General features: G+C 52.6%; 30 protein-coding genes. 27 read left to right on the top strand and 3 right to left on the bottom strand.

The annotated features are described in order from the left end of the window. Positions 1-11 precede the first annotated feature (11 nt). From ACFO4L_RS11765 to ACFO4L_RS11645, 25 genes are all read left to right on the top strand, one after another. Entirely contained in the window at positions 12-917 is a 906-nt protein-coding gene (locus tag ACFO4L_RS11765; RefSeq protein WP_377909870.1) for a pilus assembly protein TadG-related protein, read from the top strand. A gap of 33 nt (positions 918-950) precedes the next feature. Then, positions 951-1,907 (top strand): Flp pilus assembly protein CpaB, encoded by a 957-nt coding sequence (cpaB, locus tag ACFO4L_RS11760; protein ID WP_377909869.1) that lies wholly within the window; start codon positions 951-953, stop codon positions 1,905-1,907. Positions 1,908-1,924: 17 nt separating this feature from the next. Further along, the gene (locus ACFO4L_RS11755; RefSeq protein WP_377909868.1) at positions 1,925-2,746 is read left to right on the top strand and encodes an AAA family ATPase; all 822 of its coding nucleotides are present in this window, start codon (positions 1,925-1,927) and stop codon (positions 2,744-2,746) included. After that, a complete protein-coding gene (locus tag ACFO4L_RS11750; RefSeq protein WP_377909867.1) occupies positions 2,703-4,103 on the top strand; it encodes a CpaF family protein in 1,401 nt (466 codons plus the stop codon). Before ACFO4L_RS11755 ends, ACFO4L_RS11750 begins: the two co-directional genes overlap by 44 nt. Positions 4,104-4,106: 3 nt before the next feature. Then, complete coding sequence (locus ACFO4L_RS11745) at positions 4,107-5,027, top strand: type II secretion system F family protein (RefSeq protein WP_377909866.1); 921 nt, start codon at positions 4,107-4,109, stop codon at positions 5,025-5,027. A 3-nt stretch (positions 5,028-5,030) separates the two neighbouring features. Continuing rightward, on the top strand, positions 5,031-5,942 hold the full coding sequence (locus ACFO4L_RS11740; protein WP_377909865.1) for a type II secretion system F family protein: 912 nt from the start codon (positions 5,031-5,033) through the stop codon (positions 5,940-5,942). A gap of 285 nt (positions 5,943-6,227) precedes the next feature. Beyond that, on the top strand, positions 6,228-8,285 hold the full coding sequence (locus ACFO4L_RS11735) for a helix-turn-helix transcriptional regulator (protein WP_377909864.1): 2,058 nt from the start codon (positions 6,228-6,230) through the stop codon (positions 8,283-8,285). 355 nt (positions 8,286-8,640) lie between these two features. Beyond that, the gene (locus ACFO4L_RS11730; RefSeq protein ID WP_377909863.1) at positions 8,641-9,024 is read left to right on the top strand and encodes a DUF192 domain-containing protein; all 384 of its coding nucleotides are present in this window, start codon (positions 8,641-8,643) and stop codon (positions 9,022-9,024) included. 40 nt (positions 9,025-9,064) lie between these two features. Beyond that, positions 9,065-9,265: a Flp family type IVb pilin gene (locus ACFO4L_RS11725; protein ID WP_377909862.1), complete on the top strand. Its 201-nt coding sequence runs from the start codon at positions 9,065-9,067 to the stop codon at positions 9,263-9,265. An 89-nt stretch (positions 9,266-9,354) separates the two neighbouring features. Continuing rightward, the gene (locus ACFO4L_RS11720; protein ID WP_377909861.1) at positions 9,355-9,810 is read left to right on the top strand and encodes an A24 family peptidase; all 456 of its coding nucleotides are present in this window, start codon (positions 9,355-9,357) and stop codon (positions 9,808-9,810) included. Next, on the top strand, positions 9,807-10,175 hold the full coding sequence (locus tag ACFO4L_RS11715) for a TadE/TadG family type IV pilus assembly protein (protein WP_377909860.1): 369 nt from the start codon (positions 9,807-9,809) through the stop codon (positions 10,173-10,175). The genes ACFO4L_RS11720 and ACFO4L_RS11715 overlap by 4 nt, the downstream gene beginning before the upstream one ends. A 14-nt stretch (positions 10,176-10,189) precedes the next feature. Further along, entirely contained in the window at positions 10,190-11,095 is a 906-nt protein-coding gene (locus ACFO4L_RS11710) for a pilus assembly protein TadG-related protein (protein ID WP_377909859.1), read from the top strand. Positions 11,096-11,122: 27 nt separating this feature from the next. After that, positions 11,123-12,088 carry a Flp pilus assembly protein CpaB gene (gene cpaB, locus ACFO4L_RS11705; RefSeq protein ID WP_377909858.1) on the top strand — a complete coding sequence of 322 codons (966 nt, stop codon included), beginning with the start codon at positions 11,123-11,125 and terminating at the stop codon, positions 12,086-12,088. 15 nt (positions 12,089-12,103) lie between these two features. Then, positions 12,104-12,913, top strand: coding sequence for an AAA family ATPase (locus tag ACFO4L_RS11700; RefSeq protein WP_377909857.1), 810 nt, complete (start codon positions 12,104-12,106; stop codon positions 12,911-12,913). Continuing rightward, positions 12,870-14,246, top strand: a complete 1,377-nt coding sequence (locus ACFO4L_RS11695; protein ID WP_377909856.1) for a CpaF family protein — start codon at positions 12,870-12,872, stop codon at positions 14,244-14,246. The genes ACFO4L_RS11700 and ACFO4L_RS11695 overlap by 44 nt, the downstream gene beginning before the upstream one ends. A 3-nt stretch (positions 14,247-14,249) precedes the next feature. Next, positions 14,250-15,170, top strand: a complete 921-nt coding sequence (locus ACFO4L_RS11690) for a type II secretion system F family protein (protein ID WP_377909855.1) — start codon at positions 14,250-14,252, stop codon at positions 15,168-15,170. A 3-nt stretch (positions 15,171-15,173) separates the two neighbouring features. Further along, positions 15,174-16,085, top strand: coding sequence for a type II secretion system F family protein (locus ACFO4L_RS11685; protein WP_377909854.1), 912 nt, complete (start codon positions 15,174-15,176; stop codon positions 16,083-16,085). A 222-nt stretch (positions 16,086-16,307) separates the two neighbouring features. Continuing rightward, complete coding sequence (locus ACFO4L_RS11680) at positions 16,308-17,240, top strand: metal ABC transporter solute-binding protein, Zn/Mn family (protein WP_377909853.1); 933 nt, start codon at positions 16,308-16,310, stop codon at positions 17,238-17,240. 126 nt (positions 17,241-17,366) lie between these two features. Next, a complete protein-coding gene (locus tag ACFO4L_RS11675; protein WP_377909852.1) occupies positions 17,367-17,609 on the top strand; it encodes a hypothetical protein in 243 nt (80 codons plus the stop codon). A 198-nt stretch (positions 17,610-17,807) separates the two neighbouring features. Further along, positions 17,808-17,948, top strand: a complete 141-nt coding sequence (locus ACFO4L_RS11670) for an alpha/beta fold hydrolase (protein ID WP_377910316.1) — start codon at positions 17,808-17,810, stop codon at positions 17,946-17,948. After that, entirely contained in the window at positions 17,908-18,576 is a 669-nt protein-coding gene (locus ACFO4L_RS11665) for an alpha/beta fold hydrolase (RefSeq protein WP_377909851.1), read from the top strand. Before ACFO4L_RS11670 ends, ACFO4L_RS11665 begins: the two co-directional genes overlap by 41 nt. A gap of 134 nt (positions 18,577-18,710) precedes the next feature. Continuing rightward, positions 18,711-20,204, top strand: a complete 1,494-nt coding sequence (locus ACFO4L_RS11660) for a S41 family peptidase (protein ID WP_377909850.1) — start codon at positions 18,711-18,713, stop codon at positions 20,202-20,204. 15 nt (positions 20,205-20,219) lie between these two features. Continuing rightward, complete coding sequence (locus tag ACFO4L_RS11655) at positions 20,220-20,711, top strand: GNAT family N-acetyltransferase (RefSeq protein ID WP_377909849.1); 492 nt, start codon at positions 20,220-20,222, stop codon at positions 20,709-20,711. 203 nt (positions 20,712-20,914) lie between these two features. After that, positions 20,915-21,268: a phosphoribosyl-ATP pyrophosphohydrolase gene (locus tag ACFO4L_RS11650; RefSeq protein WP_377909848.1), complete on the top strand. Its 354-nt coding sequence runs from the start codon at positions 20,915-20,917 to the stop codon at positions 21,266-21,268. Between the two features lie 197 nt (positions 21,269-21,465). Continuing rightward, positions 21,466-21,741 carry a hypothetical protein gene (locus ACFO4L_RS11645; RefSeq protein WP_377909847.1) on the top strand — a complete coding sequence of 92 codons (276 nt, stop codon included), beginning with the start codon at positions 21,466-21,468 and terminating at the stop codon, positions 21,739-21,741. A 73-nt stretch (positions 21,742-21,814) separates the two neighbouring features. Here the strand turns inward: ACFO4L_RS11645 and ACFO4L_RS11640 are convergent, their stop codons facing one another. After that, positions 21,815-22,576, bottom strand: coding sequence for a DUF6544 family protein (locus ACFO4L_RS11640; RefSeq protein ID WP_377909846.1), 762 nt, complete (start codon positions 22,574-22,576; stop codon positions 21,815-21,817). 176 nt (positions 22,577-22,752) lie between these two features. Here ACFO4L_RS11640 and ACFO4L_RS11635 point away from each other — a divergent pair, with 176 nt between their 5' ends. Both ACFO4L_RS11635 and ACFO4L_RS11630 read left to right on the top strand, forming a co-directional pair. Next, a complete protein-coding gene (locus ACFO4L_RS11635) occupies positions 22,753-22,896 on the top strand; it encodes a lmo0937 family membrane protein (protein WP_377909845.1) in 144 nt (47 codons plus the stop codon). 54 nt (positions 22,897-22,950) lie between these two features. Next, positions 22,951-23,238 carry a hypothetical protein gene (locus ACFO4L_RS11630; RefSeq protein WP_377909844.1) on the top strand — a complete coding sequence of 96 codons (288 nt, stop codon included), beginning with the start codon at positions 22,951-22,953 and terminating at the stop codon, positions 23,236-23,238. A gap of 127 nt (positions 23,239-23,365) precedes the next feature. On the opposite strand, the gene ACFO4L_RS11625 is transcribed toward ACFO4L_RS11630, so the two are convergent. Both ACFO4L_RS11625 and ACFO4L_RS11620 read right to left on the bottom strand, forming a co-directional pair. Next, the gene (locus ACFO4L_RS11625) at positions 23,366-23,500 is read right to left on the bottom strand and encodes a hypothetical protein (RefSeq protein WP_377909843.1); all 135 of its coding nucleotides are present in this window, start codon (positions 23,498-23,500) and stop codon (positions 23,366-23,368) included. An 86-nt stretch (positions 23,501-23,586) separates the two neighbouring features. Further along, positions 23,587-23,802 carry a hypothetical protein gene (locus ACFO4L_RS11620; protein ID WP_377909842.1) on the bottom strand — a complete coding sequence of 72 codons (216 nt, stop codon included), beginning with the start codon at positions 23,800-23,802 and terminating at the stop codon, positions 23,587-23,589. Positions 23,803-23,820: the final 18 nt, after the last annotated feature.

Genomic DNA, 23,820 nt, shown 5'->3' with positions numbered 1-23,820 from the left:
GAGGTGAAAACATGAGGACATTCAAACAGGAAGAGTCCGGCAGTGTACTCGTGATGACGGGCTTCAGCATGCTGCTGATTCTGCTCTTGCTCGGGCTCGTCATTGACGGAGGGAACATGTACGTGACGAAAAGCCACCTGCAAAAAACGGCTAACGCAGCGGCGCTTTCCGGTGCGCAGGAAATACCTGCAAGTGAAACCGCCGTTAAAAATGTCGTAGAGGAGATTATCGGTTCTCATAATGAAACGGGAAGTCTGCTTGCCGCTGATGTTTCCGGCAATGAACTGCAGGTCCGCCTCGGCAGAAGCGTGCCGTTGTTTTTCGGCTCCTTGTTCGGACAGGAAGCGATGACACTTGAAGTGGAGGCGAAGGCAGGGATCGATCCGATTGCAAGCGGGATCGGAGCGGTTCCGCTCGGAATTAACGAGTCGATCCCGCTCGTCTATGGCCAGGAATATGAGCTGAAGGTGGACAGCGGAGATTCAGAAGCCGGCAACTTCGGCGTACTCGCCCTGGCGGGGCCTGGGGCACAAAATTATGAAAACAGTTTGATGCACGGCTTTCAGCAGGAGTTGAAAATCGGTGATATTGTACCAACTCAAACGGGTAACATTGCCGGAGCAACTCGAAAAGGCATCAACCACAGAATTGATACGTGCCCTTACCCGGACGGAGACTATCAGCAGCGTGACTGTCCGCGGGTGATGCTCGTCATTGTGTATAAACCGCATGAGAAATCAACCAATCAGCTAAAATCAATAAGAATCACCGGTTTTGCCTACTTTTACGTCAGCGAGCGCATGGGCAGCAACGATGACAGCATCCGCGGGACGTTCATCCGACGTACCGGTCCTGGAACGGCCGGCGAGCAGCCGGCACCGGACAAAGGCGCGTATACGGTCAGGCTGAAACGATAGGGGAACATATTTTAAACCAAGCAGGTGGTGCAGATGATGAAAGCGAAACGGATTTTATTGCTGGCCGTGCTGGCAGGACTAATTACAACAGGACTCTTTTATATGTATGTGAACGAAGCAGCCGGTTCTCAGCCTGACCCGCCTGTCATGACAAAGGTGACTGCAGCTGCTGTTGACATCGACCAATATACAGAGCTCAAAGAAGATATGCTGACGGTCAAGCAAGTTCCGGAAGAGGACGTTCATCCAGAAGCAGTCGCGAACCCGGAAGAGATCATCGGGCGCTTTGCCGCGGCTCCAATTCGCGAAGGAGAATTAGTCATGTATCACCGGCTTGACGGGGAAGGTCTCGAAAGCGACTACGTGTCAAAAAAACTCAGCTCCGGCAGCCGGGCTATTTCCATCAGCGTCGATTTTGTGCGTTCCGTCTCCAATTTAATTGAACCGGAGGACACGGTTGATATTGTCTTATCAGAAGAAAAAGAAGCTGGACCGATTGAAACGACGATGCTATTAGAAAACGTCCGCGTATTGGCAGTAGGAGAGCGGATGGTAGAAACGAATGAGGAAGAAGGAACGGAAGACGAGTATCACGCCGTTACGTTTGAGCTGAAGCCGGAGGAGGCGCTGAGTGTGATTCAGGCTTCGGAGCGAGGCAGCCTGCAGCTCGCGCTTCACAGCAAGCGGGATCAGCCTGATGAAGAAGATGAAGCTGATGACATGGAGAAGGAAGAAGCTGCTGAAGCAGAAGCGGCAGAAGAAGAGGCAGAGACAGAAGCGTTTGTCGTTCCGGTCGTAGAGCGTGCACTCGTCCGTTCAGGCCCGTCACTTGATGAAGATGTGATCACAGCAGTGGATAAAGACGAGGAGCTGCCTTACCTCGATGAGGAAGCAAAGGATGAGGAAGGGCGTACGTGGTATTACGTAGCACTTCCAGAGGAAGAAGAAGGCTGGATCAGCAGCCGCATTGCCCGCAAAGAAACAGACTGACGAGAGGAGAGGCTTTCATGGACGAAACCATCCGAGTGATTGCAGCAGGAAGTGCAGCCGGAGGCACCGGCCAGACAAGTTTTGCCGTAAATATAGCTGTAGAGCTTGCGAAATCAGGCAAAAAAACTGTACTCGTCGACGCGGACGCAGCTTTCGGCGACGGAGCACTGTTTCTTCATCTTCAGCCTCACCTTACACTGAAGGAAGCGGCAGAACGACAGGACAGCAGCCGCATCGCTGACTACTGCCTCAAACATGAATCCGGTCTGTTTCTGCTCGCAGCACCGGTACGTCCAGAGTTTGCTGAGTTAATAACAGCGGACTTTTTCGCTGACGCCATTGATTCCCTCCGGCAAACCTTCGACGTGATCGTCATAGATGCGGGAACAGGCCTTCACGCGCTCAGCCTTCCGTCCTTTGAGCTGGCTGATCAGATTTATGCCGTAACAGCCCCGGGACTTGCCCGCATGAAAAATACAAAGCTGTTCGTCGATACGATGGAGGCGCTGGAGCTGAAAGAAAAGCTGGCCCTCGTATCGGTAGAGCAAAAACGAAAGGCATTCGTAAAACCAGCTGAAGCTGCGGTTATCTGCGCAGCAGAGCGGCTCGTTGTGCTGCCGAATGCCGCAGACGAGCTAGCAGAAAGTATGGAAACGGGAGTGCCGGTTGTTGTGTCACATCCGCGCGGTGCCTATGCAGGAGCGATACGATCTGAGATCCGTCATCTGTTCGAGCCAAAACCGGCTCTGCCCGAAAAGCTGCGCAAATGGACGAAGTGGAAGGAGATGAAGCGTCATGAGCCTGCTCGCAAAGCTGCAGTCAAAGAATCCGACATCTGAAGCTGCTCCGCCGGCTGCGCCAGAAGAAAAGCTGCCTGAACTGGAAGTGCCAAAGCCGAAGCCGCAGTCGAAAAAGGCGATTACGCTCGATTCAAAAGACGAGATGAAAGAAATGAAGGAAATGAAGGAGCTGGCGCTGAACTATATTTTAAAAGAGCGTAAATCCGATGACATTGATGCAATTGTGGACGATCTGGAAGCAATCTTAAAGGAAATTGTGCAGGAAAATGAGCACATCACCCACATTCCCAATATGGCAAAGCTGATCGAGGATCTGACAAACGATCTTACCGGCTACGGTCCGATCAATCCGCTGCTGCTCGATGAGAATGTGACCGAGGTGATGGTGAACGGTCCGAAAAGCGTATATGCCGAAATCGGCGGACGGATACAGCTGACCGACGTCACCTTCCGGGATAACGATCACGTCATGGCCGTGCTGGAAAAAATCACGGCTCCGCTCGGCAGGCGCATTGATGAAAGCAGCCCGATGGTGGATGCCCGTCTGAAGGATGGATCCCGTGTGAACGCCATTATACCGCCGCTCGCGCTTGGCGGACCGACCATTACGATTCGAAAGTTTTCGAAGGATCCCTTTACGATTCACGACCTGATCCGCTTCGGAACGCTTACCGAAGAAATGGCTGCCTTTATTCAGGCGTGCGTGAAGGCGAAGCTGAACATCTTTGTCAGCGGCGGCACGGGCTCCGGTAAGACGACGACACTGAACGTGCTTTCCTCGTTTATCGCGAACGATGACCGCATCGTCACGATTGAGGACGCAGCCGAACTGCAGCTCGGGCAGGAGCACGTCGTCAGCCTGGAATCACGACCGCCGAATATCGAAGGCGAAGGAGCGGTGACGATTCGCGATCTCGTCCGCAACTCGCTGCGGATGCGTCCCGACCGGATCGTGATTGGAGAAGTGCGAAGCGGGGAAGCGCTGGATATGCTGCAGGCGATGAACACCGGTCACGACGGCTCTCTCGCCACCGGGCACTCAAACAGTCCGCGCGACATGATTTCCCGCCTGGAAACGATGGTGCTTATGGCAGGTATGGAGCTGCCGATTAAAGCGATCCGCAAGCAGATCGCCGGTGCCCTTGACGTCATCATTCAGCAATCGCGCCTCAAAGACGGATCACGGCGCATTACGAACATCACGGAAGTGCAGGGGATGGAAGGCGACGTGATCGTGCTGCAGGACATTTTCGTCTTCCGGCAGAGCGGCGTTGACGAAAACGGTAAAATCATCGGCAGGCTCGTTCCGACGGGCGTCCGGCCTCATTTTTATGAGCGCATGGAATACGAAGGCATCTATTTGCCGCCGTCGATTTTCACGGAAAAGGAGGCGTAGCAGATGGGAATTGCCGCTGCAGCTGGACTGTATCTGACAATCTTTCTATTTTTAGCCGCGATCGCTTCTCTGCTTCGCCCAGACCAAGGCGCAGATCAGCGCTGGTCGCTGAAGGAAAGCTTGAAAGCCTCCAACCGGCGTATGAAGCTGTTTCTCGTTCGGCATCGTAAAAAAAGCCGCCGCAAAGATGCGCTGGAGCAGCGCCTCAGTGCAGCTGGACTGCCAATTAAACCGGAAGAATTTGTCGTCTTTCAACTGTTCGCAGCACTCATCCTGGGCGGCCTGCTGCAAATCATCACCCAGCAGCTGCTTCTGCCGCTTCTCGGAGCTGCCTCGGCCTACATGATGAGCAGCATCTGGCTGAAAGCAAAACAGCGCAAGCGAATCAAGCAGTTTAACGAGGGGCTGCCGGATATGATCACGTCGATCATCGGTTCACTGAAGGCGGGTTTCAGTCTGCCGCAGTCGCTGCAGATGATTGCAGAAGAATCATACTCACCGATCAAAGAGGAAACAGAGTTTGTCATTAAATCCATGCAGTACGGGAAAAATGTAGAAGAAGCGATGATCGACTGGAAAACAAGAATGCCGAGTGCGGATCTGGATTTACTCGTCGAAGCAATTTTGATTCAGCGTCAAGTAGGTGGAAACCTCGCTTATTTGCTGGAGAAAATCGTGGAGACGATGCGGGAGCGAACGAGAATTGAGGGCCAGATTCGGACCCTGACCGCGCAGGGGAAGCTGTCCGGGATTATCATCGGTTTACTTCCGGCGGTGCTGGGGTTCGTTATTTATCTCATGAACCCGGAATATATGCAGACCTTGTTTGTGGAGACGATCGGTCAGATCATGCTTTTGATCGCAGCGGTCTCCGGCGTCATCGGATTTTTATTCGTGCGCAAGATTACAACGATTGAGGTGTAGCAGATGATCTGGCTTATCGTCCTCGTTTTTACGAGCATAACGCTGAGCGTGGCAGCCTTTCTGGCGCTGCAGGCAGAACGCATACTGCGCCGCGAACGGATACAGCAGTTTGCTGTCGGCTACGGCCAGCCAGCTGAACCGGAGGAAGAGCGTTCTTTTTATGACCGGCTGATCGCTCCGCTTTGGCGCAGAACAAAAAAGAAGCAGCAGCGCCGCCTCAAGCGGGCCAGCGTACAAAAGCTGGAAACGCAGCTGCTTCAGGCGGGCTCTCCTTACGGCATGGGTCCGGTAGAATTTCGGCTGCTGCAGAACATACTGATGATGGCTCTCCCGCTCTTTATGGCCGGGTTTTCTCTGCTGCTGGGAGCGGCAGTGCCAATAGTGATGCTGCTCTCATTGCTTGGGCTGCTCGCTGCTGCCATCTATCCGAAGCTGATGCTGCGCAGCCGGACTCGTGCCCGTGGAAAACAGGCGTTAAAGGAGCTGCCGGATACGATGGACTTATTTACGATCAGTTTGGAAGCGGGCCTCGGCTTTGATGCGGCCGTCAGCAAAGTCGTGGAGAAGAAAGACGGTATTCTTTCAGGGGAGTTTAAGACGTACCTGGAGGAGGTCCGCCTTGGCCAGACGCGCCGTGCCGCATTGTCTGCTATCAACGACCGGCTGGCACTGGAAGAGCTGCGCGCGCTGATTTATAACGTCATTCAAGCTGAAAAGCTCGGCATCGGTATGGTGTCGGTGCTGCGTGTTCAAACCGAAGACATTCGGGAAAAACGCAAGCAGCACGCCGAGGAAGCAGCAATGAAAGCACCGATCAAAATGCTGTTTCCGCTTGTCATCTTTATTTTTCCGACGCTTTTTATCATCCTGCTCGGTCCAGCTGTGCTGCAGCTAGTCGAGGCATTTTCCAACTAGAATCTCAAGTTAACAATCACATCGATCGTGTATCTTTTGTAAAAGCCGGGATGCCGGCTTTTTTAATTTGTTAGCTGCAGCACAGCAGAAGGCATGGAACAACGTTGTCCCATTACAACCGATGTGTACAAAGCAGGTATTATTACACATACAACCTCCTTTTTCTCAGCCAAAAGAAGGAAATTAGCACGTAACAGAGAAGTATAGAGAAAGGTACGGAATAAAGAAGGGGGCGGTCATCTTGACGAACGGTTTAGCGGTCCGGGTTCCCGGAGGGGAGCGATCATGAGCCTGAATCGAGCAATAGTTGAAACGATCCTGAACCTTTACAGCGAAAGGCTGGGCCTGACGCTTTATGTTGTAAACCGAAGCGGAAAACCGGTAGTGGAACCGATCGGCATAGATGAGATGTTCCACGAGCTCGTGCGGCGGTCAGATGCGAAGACGGAGCAGGATTTTGCTCACTACATTCACGATTATCAGTTCCCTGACCGTGTAACCGCTTTTGATTTTATACCTGGCTTATTCAGCTTTGTCCGTCCGTTCTCGATGGGGAATTACATTCTTTTTGCTGGAACTGCGGCAGAGCCGGATGTTAAAAAAAAGCTTCCGGAGGTCCTTCGGCAGCGGTATGGGGACGGCAGGTGGGAGACGCTCACTGCTGCTACCGCAGATTGGACAGATGACCAGGAACGAAGGTGGACCTCGGAATTAGAGCGGGCGGCTCTCTTGCTGGAACAATCAGCCGGCGGTCAGCTGCCGCTCATCAACAGCATGGAGGGCCGGGAACCGGACCGGACTGCGTTTCTTCAGCGTGCTTCGGGAGCCGGTTCAGTATTTGACTTTGCAGGTATTGCAGAAGAAATAGACGACGATTTATTTAGTATTACCGATGTCCAGGGGACGGCAGCTGCACTGGCGGAAAGCCGGTTTCGAAGTGGAGAGGGGTTTTTAGGACGAGCCTTGCTCGGAAAGCATGAATCGATCTGGGAGCACGTGCAAGCGGACAGCCGTGGGAGTTTATTCCGGGAAAAGGGAATAGATGCAGCTTATTTGTACTGCTGTCCAATCACGCACCGTGACGGTTCGCCTCTGCTCTTTTTTGCAGGGACGGAAACGTCTGCCCCGTCATCAGCAGCCGGAGAGCAGGGAAGGCTGCTTGCCTCCATGCTGGGAACGTCCGAGCTGCTAGCATCGTTAAAGCTGGAAAATGAGGCCTACCGCGTGCAGCTTCATTCGCTCATGGATCTATGCATGACGATGACTTATGCAGGCGACGTGAGGAAAATTATGTACATGCTTGTTGATATCGGCCTGCAGCTGACAGAGAGTACTTTTTCCTATATGTTCGTGCAGTCACCGCTGACAGGACGCATGCAGCTGGTGTCACGGGGCAGGCAGCAGCCGCTGCTGGAGCAGTATGCTAAGGAAGCAGCCGGCAGGTATTTTCACGCTGACGGTTACGCAGGCACCCTGCCGTCCGTGCAGCTGATGCAGGATGGGAGCGCTGTCATCGAATGTCCGTTTCTCCACAGGGGAGAGCTGATCGGCGTTTACGGAGTCGATGGCGGTTCTCTCGTCGGGGAGGAGCTGGAGAAGCTGCTCGCTTTTCTGCAGTCGTTATCCGTATTAGGAGCGATCAGTCTGCAGCGGGCGATGCAGCGCTGGGATGACGTGGAGGAACAGGTGATTACGGTGCTGGAAAGTGCTGCCGCCGAATTTGATCCGGATGCACGGACTCGCAGCGCCCTGTTAACACGAACGGCCGACCGGGTGCTTTCGGTCATGGACGTGCCGGAAGAAACGGTGCATACCGTATTGACTGTGTGCAGGCTTTCCTCCTACAGCAGTCTTTACTTGTCGACGGTGTTGAAAACACGCGAGACGGCGGATGCTGCGGGTGAAGCGAGACAGCTGTTTCTTTACCCGGAATCGTGGAGAAGTGCTTCAACCGCCGCGAAGCTGATTGCACTGCTGTTTGCCTTTGCCGAAGAGGAGGATTCCACAGCGGCAAAAGAGCTCGGGATCGATCCGGAGCTGACGGAGCTGTTTTGCGGAATCGTAGAAAATCACGTGTTTCAAGAGGCTGAATTCGAGCTGGACGGAAAGCAAGAGGAAGCCGAGTCGTTTTCGATTCTCGATGCAGATCTGCCCTTGTCTCCGCGGGAAAAAGAAGTACTCGACCAGCTTGTTAAAGGCAGCACAAACAAGGAAATTGCCGGTACGCTGTTTATCAGCGACCATACGGTGAAAAACCATATCACCAAAATCTTTCAAAAGCTGAACGTGGCCGATCGGGCCCAGGCGATTTCAAAAGTGTATCAGCTTATCTACCAGCGATAAAAACGTTCATGATGAAGCAGCCGGCACGCTCGAAGCGTGCCGGCTTATTTGTGGTGCCTGAGCAGTTAATGGAAGGGCTTTTTAGACCCCTTCCTGAATCTTAAGATTCTTTTAAATGGAATAAAATAGAAATAATAAAGTATAAATGATTAAAATAAGTTATTTAAGGACTTTCATAAATGTCTTAATGCCTATTATTGTTCGTTTAGACGAATTAAAAGATAGGATGTGTTTCTTATTAAGAACAAAAATAGGTCAACAGGAGGGATGGGGGATGGTTGCTTTTGGAGAAGCAGGACATAATAGGAATTGTAGCACAGGTTGAGCCACCCCAAGAAAGACAGGAGGAGATTCGATGCTGAAGGTGACAGAGCGAAAGTCGAACCGCCTGATCACAGAGAACGGGCTTCCTGCCTACCGGTTCTGGCCGCGCTTCAAAGGCCTCATGTTCCAGCGGCATGCTGGCGGAGGGATCCACTTGAAGCCTTGTACAGCGATACACACGTTTTTCATGAAAGTGAACATTGACGTCGTGTACCTGGATGAGAGCGGCATCATTACCGGGATCGAAGAACATCTGATCCCGAACCGAATCGGCAGGCGGTTTCCGCGGACCCGCTCCGTTCTCGAACTTCCGACCGGAACGGTCAGTCGGATTCGGCTTTCGCCCGGAGAGCAGCTTCGTATCGAAGAGACTCCCGCTCAAGCTGAGCAGTTGTTGTCGTCGGACGTGCGGTAAGATCATTCTATCACAAAAAAACAATGAGGAGATGGGGAAAATGACAAACTGGATGATGAGCTTTCTGAAGGAAGAAGATGGACAGGGCATGACGGAATACGGACTCATTCTTGGCGGCATCGCCGTTATCGCAGTCGCAGCAGTCGCACTGCTCACAGGCGCACTGGACGGCCTGTTTGCAAACATCGCGTCTCAAATTTCCGGCGCAGTTGGCGGCGGCGGAGGCGGCGGAGGCAGCTGATTGCATTATAGTACCGGAAAAGGCGGCCCCTCACAGCATCCGGGGCTGCCTTTTTTACAACCATTACAGGCTGGAAAGGACGGGATAGCATGCTAGCAGCAGTATTGATTACGATGATCGTCATTTGCGTTATCACCGACTGGAGAAAGCGGAAAATCTATAATGCAGTTCTCGCGCCGGCCCTGGGAGCCGCGTTCATTCTGCACGGTGCAGAGGCCGGGGCTGCCGGGGTCGGCTATTCCTTTCTCGGTCTCCTCGCCGGGATGGGGCTGCTGCTGATCCCTTATCTAATGAAGGGAATCGGTGCAGGCGACGTGAAAATGCTCGGGGTGATCGGCGCGCTGATGGGACCAGGCTTTGTCTTCAGCGCCTTTCTTTATACGGCCTTGATCGGCGGCGTGATTGCAGCAGCCGTGATCCTGATCCGCTACCGGCGGGTTCGAAGGGGACAGGACATCACTGCATACCGGGCGATTCCATACGGGATTCCCATTGCACTTGGAGCGGCTTGCGCACTCGTGATTGGCGGAGGTGTCCTCTCATGATCCGTAAACAGACCGGGCAGTCGCTCGTCGAATTCGCGCTTTTGCTTCCGGTGTTTATTATCTTAGTCGTCGGCATCGTCGATTTTGGGCGTGTACTCTATACTCAGCTGGAGCTGCAGCTTGTGGCTCAGGAATCGGTAAGGCTTGGCGGTCTTGGAGAAACGGATGGCGCGATTCAAACCTACGTCGCGAACAACGCAACCAGAACCGACGGGCTGCAGGTGTCGATTTCACCGTCCGGAAGCCGGGCTCCGGGAACGTACGTCACCGTAGAGCTCACGTACCCGGAGCAGGTGCTGGGCGTACTTGGCACAGCCTCAATTCCATATGAAGTCCGCGCGAGCTCCACGATCCGCGTGGAGTGAAGGGGGACAACCGAATGAAATCATTTTTCGCAAAGGAATCCGGAAGCATGCTTGTCATGTCAGCCGTAGCCATGCTGTTCGTGCTCGCTGCCACGGGGTTTGTTGTCGACGGCGGCCAGCTGTATTCGACGAAAAGCCATCTGCAGAAAACAGCAAACGCCGCAGCACTTTCTGGCGCACAGGAAATACCAAACAGCCAGGCTGCGGTTGAAGGAGTCGTTCAGGAAGTTATGGCCGCTCACAATGAAGCGGGCAGTCTTCAGTCGGTTAATGTCACATCGACCGAGGTACATGTCACAGTCGGGAGGCCGGCACCCGTCTTTTTTGCTTCCCTGTTCGGGCAGGAAACCATCCCGGTCGAAGTCGAGGCGAAGGCAGCGATTGAACCGATTGCGCGTGCAACGAAAGCGGTGCCGCTCGGTATCGATGAATCGATTCCGCTCGTGTACGGGCAGGACTATGATTTGAAAGTCGACAGCGGCGACGGTGAAGGCGGGCATTTCGGAATACTGGCGCTTGGAGGTCCGGGGGCGCAAAGCTACCAGTCCAGTCTGACATACGGCTATCAGGGAGAGCTTGCCATAGGCGACATCATTCAGACGCAGACCGGTAATATCGCCGGTCCGACAAGAGCAGGCATCAACCACCGCATCGCCAACTGTCCGTACCCTGCTGAGGGACTAGCGGAACGGGACTGCTCCCGCGTGATGCTTGTAATCGTATACGTGCCTCACGAGAAATCCAACAAACAGCTGAAATCGATCCGTATTACAGGGTTTGCCTATTTTTACGTGCATGATCCGATGGGCAAAAATGATGATTCCATTCGCGGCACGTTCATCAGACGAGCCGGTCCAGGCGAAGCCGGAGAAGCGCCCGCGCCAGATAAAGGCGCGTATACCGTCCGGCTCATTAAATAAAAATTTCAGACAGGTGGTGTGTGGTGTATGAAAGCGAAACGGATCATGCTGCTGGCAGCAGCAGCCGGTCTCATGACAACGGGTTTATTTTACGTCTATATGAACGAGGCAGCCGGCTCGCAGCCGGAACCGGTGGAAACCGTGGAGGCGGTTGTCGCCGGCAGTGATATCGAGCCTTATACGGAACTGCGCGAAGAGATGGTGTCCACGAAAGAAGTTCCCGCAGATGATCTGCATCCGGACGCCGTTACTGCGCTGGAGGAAGTGAGCGGCCGTTTCACGGCAGCACCTCTCCGGGAAGGCGAAATCATTTTACAGCACCGGCTGGACGGAGAAGGTCTGGAAAGCGATTTTGTATCGAAAAAGCTGGAGGAAGGAAACAGAGCCGTTTCGATCAGCGTGGACTACGTCCGCTCTGTCTCGAACTTAATTGAACCGGAGGATCACGTTGACATCGTGCTGTCGGTCGAGCCGCAGGAAGGACCTGTCGAAACGACCGTACTGCAGGAAAAAGTACGTGTGCTTGCCGTCGGGGAACGCATGATTGAGGTGAACGAGGAAGGAGAGACAGAAGAAGAGTACCATTCTGTTACCTTTGAAATGAAACCGGAAGAAGCGCTTAACGTGATCCATGCTTCCGAAACGGGCAGCCTGCAGCTGACCCTTCACAGTAAGCTTGGCGGTGAAGTCGAGGAGGAGGAGGCAGAAGAGGAGGAGATGCCGGAAGAAGAGACCGCTGCGGAAGACGAGGAAGCTGAAGAGGAGCCCGCTCAGGAATCGGTCGTGCCGGTTGCGGAAAAGGCGCTCGTCCGGGAAGGGCCGTCCCTAAATGCGAACGTGGTTACAGCAGTCGATAAAGGTGACGAGCTCCCATTTCTCCAGGAAGAGGAAGAAGATGATGACGGTCGTGCCTGGTATTACGTAGCGGTGCCGGACGAAGACGAGGAAGGCTGGATCAGCAGCCGGATCACCCGTCTTGAAATAGACGAATAGGGAGGGGGCTTCATCATGGATAAAAAACCAGCAGTGATCGTTATCGCAAGCTCTTCCGGAGGAACGGGAAAAACCACCTTTGCCGTCAACGTAGCAGCCGTCAACGCCTCCGAAGGGAAGAAAACGGCGTTAATCGATGCAGATACCGCTTTTGGAGATGCAGCTCTGATGCTGAATCTCGATCCGGTCATCACGATGAAAGAAGCGGCAGAGCGGAACGATACAACCGATATCCGCAGCTACTGCCTGCTGCACGAGAGCGGCATCCGCGTGCTGGCGGCGCCGGTGCGTCCGGAATATGCGGAGCTTGTGAAGCCGGGATTTGTAACAGAGGCCGTGCAGGCACTTGGAACACATGCAGATACGATTATCGTCGATACTGCCGCTGGATTGACCGAGCTGAACCTGGCATTGTTTGAAGCGGCGGACCGGATCATGATCGTGACAGCTCCGGGGCTTGCCAGGGCAAAGAACACGAAGCTGTTGATCGAAACGCTCGAAGCACTGCATTTAAAAGACAAGCTGACGCTTGTGTATACCGAACAGAAAAAGACAGCGTTTATACAAGCGAAAGAGGCGAAAGAGATAAGCGGGGGTGCGGCAGTTTGTCCAGTACCGGACGCAGCGAGAGCGCTGGCAGTCAGTATGGAAACAGGGGTGCCGCTCGTACGGACGCAGCCGAAGGGCCGATATGCCAAGGCTGTAGCGAAAGCCGCTTCACACAGAGAGGAAACTCCGGTGAAGCCACGCAGAAAGTGGAAATGGAAGGAGGAGCGTCAGCATGAGTTTATTAGAGAAACTGCAGTCAAAGAATCAGAAAGCTGATGCTGAGCTCTCAGCTCCGCCGAAGCCGGAACCTGCTCCGGAGCTTTACGTGCCGGAAAAAAAGCAGCCGGCTGCCGTGACAACCGATCAAAGCGAATTGAAGAAGCTGACGCTTGACTACATTTTAAAAGAACGTAAATCAGATCACGTAGACCAAATCGTCGATGATCTCGATGCGATCATCCAGGAGCTGATCGACGAGCATGAACACATTTCAGATACAGCGGATACCGCATCGCTGCGCAAGGAGCTCGTGAACGATCTCACCGGATACGGTCCGATCAACCCGCTCCTGCTGGATGAACAGGTGACAGAAGTGATGGTAAACGGGCCCGACAAAGTCTATGCCGAAATAAACGGCCGCATTCAGCTGACTGATATCACCTTCCGTGATAATGAGCATATTATGGCGGTGCTCGAGAAAATCACTGCCCCGCTCGGAAGGCGGATCGATGAGAGCAGCCCGATGGTCGATGCCCGGCTGAAGGACGGCTCTCGTGTGAACGCCATCATTCCGCCGCTCGCGCTCGGTGGTCCGACGATCACGGTGCGGAAATTTGCCAAGGATCCATTTACGATTCATGACCTGATCCGCTTTGGCACGCTGACAGAAGAGATGGCTTCGTTTATCAAAGCCTGCGTGCAGGCGAGGCTGAACATTTTTGTCAGCGGCGGTACCGGTTCCGGAAAAACGACGACGCTGAACGTGCTATCCTCCTTTATCGACAATCGGGACCGGATCGTCACGATCGAAGACGCCGCAGAGCTGCAGCTGGGCCAGGAGCACGTCGTCCGCCTGGAATCAAGGCCGCCAAACATCGAAGGCGAGGGCGTCGTCTCGATCCGCGACCTCGTCCGTAACTCGCTTCGGATGCGCCCGGATCGTATTGTCGTCGGCGAGGTGCGGAGCGGGGAGGCGCTTGACATGCTGCAGGCGATGAACACCGGCCACGAAGGTTCGCTTGCCACCGGTCACTCGAACAGCCCGCGCGACATGATATCGCGCCTGGAAACGATGGTGCTCATGGCCGGGATGGATTTGCCGCTAAAAGCCATCCGCAAGCAGATCGCAAGCGCCCTTGACGTCATCATTCAGCAGTCCCGCATGAAGGACGGCACAAGGCGGATCACAAACATCACCGAAGTACAGGGAATGGAAGGCGATGTGATCGTGCTGCAGGACATCTTCGTTTTTCGTCAGGAGGGCGTCGACCGGGAAGGACGTATTCTCGGAAAGCTCGTTCCCACCGGTGTGCGGCCTAAATTTTATGAGCAGATGGAATACGAGGGCATCCATCTTCCGCCGTCGATTTTCACTGCAGAGGAGGGGTGACCCGTGCTATACGCCGCAGCAGGTTCGTTGTTTCTGTTTTTGTTTCTCTCCATGCTCGCCGCAGCTCAGCTCCTCCGCCCGGCTGACGGAGCGTCGCCTGGGCCGTCATTAAAGGAAACGCTGAAAAGCTCCAACCGCCGCATGAAAGCACTGATCGTCAGGCGGGGCAGAAAAAGCCGCCGCAAAAAGCTGCTCGAACAGCGGCTGAGCGTCGCCGGGCTGCCGATCAAGCCGGAGGAATTCGTCGTCTTCAAGCTGTTTGCCGTCATCATCGTTTCAGCGCTGCTCTACATTGCCGAAGCACCTCTCCTGCTGCTGATCGCTGGTGCGGGTGGTGTTTACGCCATGGCGGAGATCTGGCTCAACATGCGCCGCAAAAAGCGGATCCGCCAGTTTAACGAAGGGTTTCCTGACATGGTTGCGTCCATCATCGGCTCCCTGAAAGCAGGCTTCAGCCTGCCGCAGTCCCTGCAGATGGTAGCAGAGGAGTCCTACCCGCCGATCCAGGAGGAAGTGGAGCTGGTGATCAAAGCGATGCAGTACGGCAAAAACATCGAGGAAGCGATGATCGACTGGAAAGAACGCATGCCGAGCGATGACCTGGATTTATTTGTGGAAGCGGTGCTCATCCAGCGCCAGGTCGGAGGCAATCTCGCCTACCTTCTGGAACGAATTGTGGAAACGACCCGTGAACGAGCGAGAATGGAAGGGCAGATCCGGACGCTCACCGCTCAGGGCAAGCTGTCCGGTCTCGTAGTCGGTCTGCTTCCGGTTGGACTTGCTTTTGTCATTTCAGCCATCAACCCGGTTTATATGGAAACACTTCTCACGAACGAAATCGGACGGATCCTGCTCGCAGGTGCAGCCGTCTCCAGCCTGATCGGCTTCTTGTCTGTCCGTAAAATAACTGCGATAGAGGTGTAGCGTATGCTTTGGCTTAGTAGTATGGTTTTCATCAGCGTCACACTGGCAGCCGGGGCCGTTTTCGTGTATCTGTCAGAGAAAGCGCTCCAGCGGGAACGCGTCGCCCGCTTTGTGACCGGCTATGGGGTGGAAAAAGAGGAGGAGCCGGAGCGGTCCTTTTATGAACGGGTAATTGCTCCGCTTTGGAACCGGTCCAGAAAAAAACAGCAGCGTAAGCTTCGCAGTGCAGACGTCCGCAAGCTGGAGCTGCTGCTGCTGCAGGCAGGTTCTCCTTACGGAATGGGCCCGGCGGAATTCCGGCTCATGCAAAAGCTTGTTACCGTCATGCTCGCGCTGTTTACAGCAGCACTTGGGATCGTGCTGCAGCTCGAAATGGCAGCCATCTTGCTTATGACAGCCGCTGTGATGCTGCTTTCACTCGTCGTCCCGAAACTTATGCTGAAAAACCGGGCGAAGGCACGCAGCAAGGAAGCACTGCAGCTGCTGCCGGATACGATGGACCTGTTTACGATCAGCCTGGAGGCGGGCCTTGGTTTCGATTCGGCCATCGCGAAGGTAACCGAAAAAAAGGCCGGTGTGCTCTCCAATGAATTTAAAACGTACCTGGAAGAAGTCCGGCTCGGTAAAACGCGCAAGGAAGCGCTCTCGGCTATCAATGACCGGCTTCATGTAGAGGAGCTGCGAACGCTCATCTACAACATCAACCAGGCAGAAAAACTCGGTATCGGCATGGTGTCCGTTCTGCGCGTGCAGACCGAAGACATCCGCCTGCGGCGAAAGCAGCGGATTGAGGAAAAAGCCATGAAGGCTCCTGTTAAGATGCTCTTCCCGCTCGTCTTTTTCATCTTTCCCACGCTGTTCATTATTCTGCTGGCGCCGGCAGCGCTGCAGATGATGGAGGCGTTTTCTAAATAGAAACGAAAAGACCTTGTCCAAGTCGGACAAGGTCTTTTCGCTGATTGGAACCAGCATTTGATCCGCAATCAATTTGTCCTGCTAGCAGCTGCAGACAGGAAGTCGGATCGTGGTAGACAGACCGAACTGAATCATGTAAAATGAACTTAAATTTGCCTTAAGGAAACATTTATAGCTTTAAACAAATATGTTACATAACGCCACAAAAAGGAGTTTGATAAGATGAAACGAACAAGTTTACTGGCCGGTGTGCTGCTCCTTGCAGCCTGCGGATCAGAAAACAACGAGAATGTGGAAGATGTAAATGAAAACAATGCAAACGAGGCTGAAGCGGCGTCGGACGAGACGCTTCAGGTAACAGCCAGCTTTTCTGTCATTGCTGACTTTGTCGAGCAGGTCGGCGGGGACCACGTCGAGGTCGACTATATCGTTCCCCGCGGTGAGGAGCCGGAAGAGCACGAGCCGACGCCCGGCAACTTCCAGACGGTAGCGGACAGTGAAGCGTTTTTCGTAAACGGCATGGGGCTGGAATCCTGGCTGCAGTCGCTCATGGACAATGCCTCTGAAACAGAAGCGGTGGAAACGGCTGAAGGCATTAACGGAATCGCACTGGAAGAGTCCGACGCGGAGGACCCTCACGCCTGGCTCAACCCGCAGAACGTGGAGATTTACGTAGAAAACATTAAAGAAAAGCTAATTGAGCTAAATCCGAATGCAGAAGCGGATTTTGAAGCCAATGCTGAAGCGTACGTGGACGAAATCAGCGAGCTGGATGCCTGGATCGAAGAGGAGCTGTCCGTCGTACCGGAAGAGCACCGCTTTTTGACGATAAGTGAAGATGCGCTCGTGTACTTTGGCGAGCGCTATGACTTTGATACAGCAGGCATTTGGGAGCTGAACTCGCACGAAGAAGGTACGCCTTCGCAAATTTCCAGCATGGTCGATGAGGTGCAGGAGCGGGGGGTTCCCTACGTCTTTGTGGAATCGACCGTAAGCCCGAACTATATGGAAACCGTATCGGACAATGCAGATGTGCCGATCTATGAAGAGATGCTCTACACAGACGGCATTGGGGCAGACGATACGGGCATCAGCTCGTATACTGACATGATGAAGCACAACACAGAAGCGATTCGAAGCGCTCTGGGTGAATAAGAGGTAAACCGGCGGAGTAAAGGTTCCGCCGGTTTTTTCTTTAAAAATGGTTTTAAGCCTGTCATGAGCGGGTATTTATGACGTAGCAACAAAAATCAGCATGGTAAAAGGGGCGATAGGGAGCACATGCAAACGTGGAAAATTAACTACGGGACAGGCACAACGCAGATTATCAGTGATGCGGTGCTGGACGAAGTGAAAGCCTTCGCAGCAGCTCAGATGGATCTAACAAAAAAGCACGTCACGATCTCCAGCCTGGACGAGAGCTATTCGGTTACGGCTAAGTGGAAAGAAGGAAATCCTCCGCGGACCGAAGAGGTCATTAAACGGTTTGACGGCCGCGGCTACTATCAGCAGTGGCAGGCATAACATCATTCATACATAGCGTTGCTGCAGTCTTTGGGACTGCGGCCTTTTTTTATTCGATAACGCTCGATCGGTTACCCTGATGGGAAGAAAGACGATAACTGGAAAATCATGTATGATGGTATCATAAGGCCGAATTGCGAGAAGTAGGTGAATGATGTGCATTATACAGAATGTGGAGAAGACCATGAAGTCCTTCTTATGTTTTTACATGGTGGCGGAGTAAGCGGATGGATGTGGAGATCCCAGCTGGAAAAATTTGCGGATAGCTATCATTGTCTTGTACCGGATCTTCCTCAGCATGGAAAAAGTAAGCAGTACACGTTTTTTTTCGATCGATGAGGCAGCCGATGAATGCCTGAAGTTAATAAAGAGGAAAGGGAGAGAGAAGAAGGTCGTGGTAGTGGGCTTCTCGTTAGGAGCACAGGTGGTCATTTCCATGCTTGAAAAGAAGCCTTCCCTGATTGATGCAGCGATGATCAATAGTGCATTAGTTAAACCGGTCCCTTTCGCAGGCTGTCTCACTCAGCTGATGAAGCACGCTCTGCCATTAGTGAAATGGAAAGCTATTTCGAAGGTGCAGGCGACATATATGTACCTTCCGGAGGATCAGCATGAGCAGTATTATCAGGAAAGCCGCCAGATGACGAAGCCAGCTTTTGCTGACGTGATGGAAGAGAACATGTCCTTTCGTCTGCCGGAATCATTTCGTTCCTTTCAAGGATCCCTTCTCATCACTGTCGGTGAAAAAGAAAGACCGATCATGAAGGCAAGTTTGCAAGAAATGGTTCATCGCAATGAGAACAGCAAAGGGATAATGATAGCTGACGTAGGTCACGGTTTTTCATTACGAGCACCTGATTTATTTAATACCATTTTAGAAGCATGGATAGCAGAAAGCTTACAGGATGCAACTAGAGAAGACGTGTCAAAACCCTCCTCCATACGTAAAGCAGTGCAAATAAAATAAAACTACTCCTTAACCCACCATTTTAGTAACCAAATAGAACTATGAAAAGATGAACACTAAAAAACGCTAAGCCTGTCGATCATTTTTTTGAAACTTACTATGCTTACAATCGTACTGTAGTCAGAGGTGATCAGATGAAGCGACTTCTGTTAGGAAGCACGGTCCTGCTCGTGACCGCCTGCAGCGGGGAGCGAGATGACTATGAGGAGCTGGCTGAGCTCGGAGGGGAAACTCCTGAAGAGCATGATCCGGCGAATTATGTCCCTGATTTAGAAGAAACAGGGTTGGAGGAGCTGTCCATATCGGAGTTGCAGCAGCTGGCTAATCCGATTACCCCGCCCTCGAATCAGCTTTCACAGGAAGAAATGAAAGAAGATGCTGTAACACTGCTGCGGCTTTTCCGCTACGGTTACGGCCCCATGGAGTATTACGGTGGTGAAGACGTATTTCTTGAACATCACAACGAACTGATTGACTGGATTGAGGAAGCCGAAACAGATATTTCTGCCCGCAACTTTATGAATCGGGTGAAAGAAACGTATGCATTTGTCACCGATCAGCACCTCTTTCTTGGCTCCGGCGTTCCATTTGAGCGGGAAGAAGGATTTTATTACATAGAAGATGTTTATGTGAATCAGGCCAACGACGAATGGTTTCTTGAGGACGCTCAAATTCTTTCTATAAACGGAGACGATCCGGACGAATGGATTGTCCCTCATATCAGCGAAGAAGGGAAGCTCGAACATATCATTGGACGATCCACTGCGGCAGATGACAGCTGGCAGGTGGAGACTGAGGATGAAACGCTGGACGTAACGGCTGTGCGGCCGCTGGGCACTGCTTCACCATCAGCGGACATTCTAGATGAAAGCATGACGGAAGGAGAGATTCCGATTATCCGCTTCGGGTCTATGACGGTCTTTGATGACGATGGTGTGACCTATGACGACATGCTGGAGACAGTCCAAACGGTGGAAGAGGCGGATGCTGCGATTATCGATTTGCGCGGCAATCGCGGCGGCCTGGGTATTTTCGTCACAAGATGGGTGCATGATTTAACGGGATCTCCTCCAACTGAATCTACTGAAGTTGGCTTGAAAACCAATACGAATCACATTCTGCTTTCAAATATGCGCGATATCTACGAGGAAGAGGGAATGGAAGTCGTTACGTTTTATGACCATATCGAACCGGAGATGTTCCAAGGATTCGATGTGTCAGAGGTGCCGGTTGAACCGGAAATAGAAGTGACGTCGTTTGATGATGAGTGGGAAGAGGCAGAAGTTCCGATAGCGGAAGAGCCGAAGCTTAACACGCCTCTGTATATTTTAGTGGATGAAGAAACGGCCTCTGCTTCAGAATATATGGTCATGAGCCTGCAGCCGTTTGAAGACGCGCATATTATCGGCGTACCGACGATGGGAGCGTTAATCAGTGATGCCGGCTCCTCCGTCCAGCTGCCGAACTCTCATATGCCGGTCCAGATGCCTGCTTTCTTTTTGTGGAATCCGCATGCCTACGGTCGGGAAGGCTACGGGCTCGAACCTGATATTTGGATGGCTCCCAGCGACGCACTGGATCACGTCTCTGCCTGGGTGGACCGGGTGCACGCGTCAGATACGCCGTAAGAGAGGGGATAAGACATGCATATACGCAACATGACGCTTCACGACTACGACGCGCTCATCGGACAGGTCAACGAATGGTGGGGCGGAAGGCAGATGAGCGATATGCTGCCAAGACTGTTCGTCCGTCATTTTAAGCAAACGTGCTTTATAGTAGAATCAGACGGAAACACGTGCGGCTTTTTAGTCGGTTTTCTTTCACAGGCCGATCCTCAGGCTGCTTATATTCACTTTGTCGGAATCGATCCGGCCTACCGCAGGCAGAAGCTTGCAAGGGAGCTGTACCAGATGTTTTGTAAGAAAGCGATGGAACAGGGACGAACCGATATCTATGCGGTCACATCACCAATTAACAAAACATCAATCGCGTTTCATCAGGCAAACGGCTTTTCTTTTATAGAAGGCACTCACGTTATCGATGGCATACCGGTTCATGCAGACTATGACGGTTCTGGAAAGGATCGTGTTTGTTTCGTCAAAAAGATATGGCAGACAGAAGCAGCTCCGTAAATTATGACAGTCGGAAAGCTATAAGAACGAAAAGCACCCCATTATTTCAAACAGGAGGCAACTGCATGACAATGATCGGCTGGATGCTGGAAAATCCGCTGCTTGCTTTTCTGGCAGTTGCAGCGGTGATTGCTATAATCGTTGTGGTCCGAAGCAGGCTACGGGATTCCCGGGAAGTATAAATAAACGAGGAGGTCCACAGAATGATAAAACAATACAACAAGCTTGTCCGGGATCGGATCCCCGCCATCATTGAACAGGATGGCAAAACGTGCGAGACAGCTACGCTGGAGGCGGACGACTACGAAACGAAACTGCTCGAAAAGCTGCGCGAGGAAACGCTGGAGCTGGAGCAGGCTGACTCTCAGCATGACAAACTCGAAGAGATCGCAGACGCGATGGAAGTGCTGTACGCGCTCACGGAATATTATGGAAGCACCTCGGAAGAAGTGGAGCAAACCCGCCTTAAAAAGCGCACCGAGCGTGGCGGATTCAGTCAGCGCAAGCTGCTCAAGCAGGTTCATGATACAGGCAGCAAGACGCTCAACGAGACATAAGCAAGCAATGGATACTTACCAGAAGTTAGCAAAAATAGTCCTTTTGCCCTTATAGATTTTCCCATATTTGCGTTTGAAGCACGACCGTTTAAGGAATATAAGCTGTAGGCGCTTTCAATTCTGGCGAGGGCGTTTTTTGGCTTGAATTCTACTCCTCTACTCCAACGACCAGGAAAACATGAAGGAGGAAGATGCACGTGAAACGGAACCTATCCCTGATAGAACAAAACACACTCTCTCGCTTGCGCAGAGAAGAACAGTCCCTGCAGCTCCAGCTGGACAGTTTAGGGAGGCGCCTTCATTTTTTACGGCGTATCAAACAGACTTATTCCGATCGGCATACGCACGATCACTACCAGAAAAAGATGACGGATGTGCTCCGGGAAATGCAGCACCTTCACCGGAAGCTGATGCTGAACAGATCCAAGCAGGAGAACATGCTCGGAACCGCACCAGTCAAAGAAGAAGCATAAGGACGAATACGGGGCAGGACACAGCCAGTGAAAGCTTCGCTTTGGGCAGAAAGCGGAAGCTTTTTTTGTGCGTTCAGTGATCTTCCGGATGTTGAATCGCCTCGATCGTTCCTTTGTAATAGTCGTATGCTCCGGAATCAAGGTGCCACATGATGCGAATCGCTTTCGGTATCAACAGCGGCCCCTGTGTCTGCCAAGATTCGACTTCCGCTGTAAATGGACGGAGCCGGTAGGTGCCGTCTTTTTCTTTGTACGGGCGGTCTTCGCTGTCAAAACGCCTGAACAAACCCGATTCGTCATGAGAAAACGTGCCGGTGACGTGAAGACCTGCGTGAGACAGCGATGCGTTGATGCCATGAGCAGTCGACTCCAGCCACCTAATGCCGGAATGCAGGAATAGAGCCGGAAGCAGCAGAGCCTCGGCAAAAATCGTAAGCAGCGCGCCTTGGCTGAGTTCAGGACCCGTTGTACGGAAGACGGGAATGACTTTCAGGAACCGCCCGTCCATACGTCCTGTTCCGTCCATAAATAAATCGCGCACTTCAAGCGGCATGCGCTTCGTCCGCATATAGGCTGTACGCGCAGGCTCCCGCACCGATACATACTGGAGCGTTTCCAGCTTCGTCCACGGTTTTCCGGGAGCAAGGCGAATAAAGCTTTCCTTCCAGACGACGTCCGCCTCCCGGATAACCGGCTGACCGATCCAGCCGGCTTTTCGCAAATGACTCGCTACGGCTTTCGGCAAAGCCTCTGCCATTTCCTCTGTCCAATGTTCCTGCTCACGTATAGAATGGTTGATCAGGTTCCGCCGCTCCGATTCAAACTGTCTTTTCATGTGGATGAACCCCTTCCTGAATGGAATAGGGACCTGTATCAGGCCCGTTCAGCACCTTTCATAAAAAGAATGTTTTGCATATAGGCTTTTTGGTAATAGATACTATAGCACCGCAGCAATAAAACGTATTATCTACAATTCAATCTAACTATGGACAAAGAAGGAGAGTGGACATTGTGATTTGGACTATTATTGGTATTCTTATTCTAGCATGGCTGCTTGGCTTCAGTCTGGATTTCGGCGGTGGACTCATTCATACGCTGCTCGTCATCGCACTGATCGTCGCTGTCGTGAACCTGATACTTGGAAGACGAGCCTGACTATTCTACAAGAAAGGTGGTGAGGTGCAGCGCTGACAAAGCGCGCACACGTATATGGCAAATAAACTACTCTTTTCCGCACTAACAGCAACAGCAGCGGCCGCCGTTTACTACTTGCGAAACAACGAGAACCGTGAGAAAGCAGCGGACTATGTAAAACGGGCGGTCGCAGAAGTGAAAGGCCAGACGAAAGAAGACGAAGACCGCGAGCTTCGGGAAAAGGTCGGACACTCCGATCCGCTCGACATTCAGGACAACTCGATGGTCGATGAGGGAGCGCAGTTCTCCGTCAATTACTACAACGAGAAGCTGAAGGAAGAGGAAGAAGAAGATCCAAAATAACAGGAAACAATCAAGGCTCTGCCACTTCTGGCAGAGCCTTCAGAGTGTGGATAAAGTCATTTTAAGTGAATAACGTTGCACCTGCCTGCATCTACGGACACTCGCTTTCCGGAGGGAACGGCTTCAGCTAACCGCTCCCTCCTGCTGTCGGAAGCGCTGGATCTTCGCCTCGTTCTGATCCTCCTGGAGTCGAGATCCTCCAATTTGGCAGCTGCCAGTCCGGTTGAAACGCCTGGTGGTGATTCATACGTGCTTGTTCCATATGGGTGGAACCTTTATATAGGCAACGCTTCGATGTCGAATAAGGATGATCAGTGCTTTCACGTATGTACCATGAAGCAGTCGTATCTACCGATCGGAACGTTTTTCTCCAACAAACAAATCCATTTTCCCTTCGTGTCCGGCGTGCCCGTGGAAGCCGCGCAGCCTGAAGATTCCGTGCCGTTCAGATCTGCGAACGGCATCCACGCACGAGCGGAGCCGGACTGGCTTTTGAAGGCTTCTCGTGAGAAGCCTGTGTCCGAGTGCAGCCGCGCCATTCTCCCGTGCCTTTTTTCCCTTCATACGGGATCACCCTGAGAC

Source organism: Bacillus daqingensis (assembly GCF_042654445.1).
Classification (GTDB): domain Bacteria; phylum Bacillota; class Bacilli; order Bacillales; family Salisediminibacteriaceae; genus Alkalicoccus; species Alkalicoccus luteus.
The sequence above is the reverse complement of the archived record's forward strand: the minus strand, read 5'-3'. Positions and strand labels throughout refer to the sequence as shown.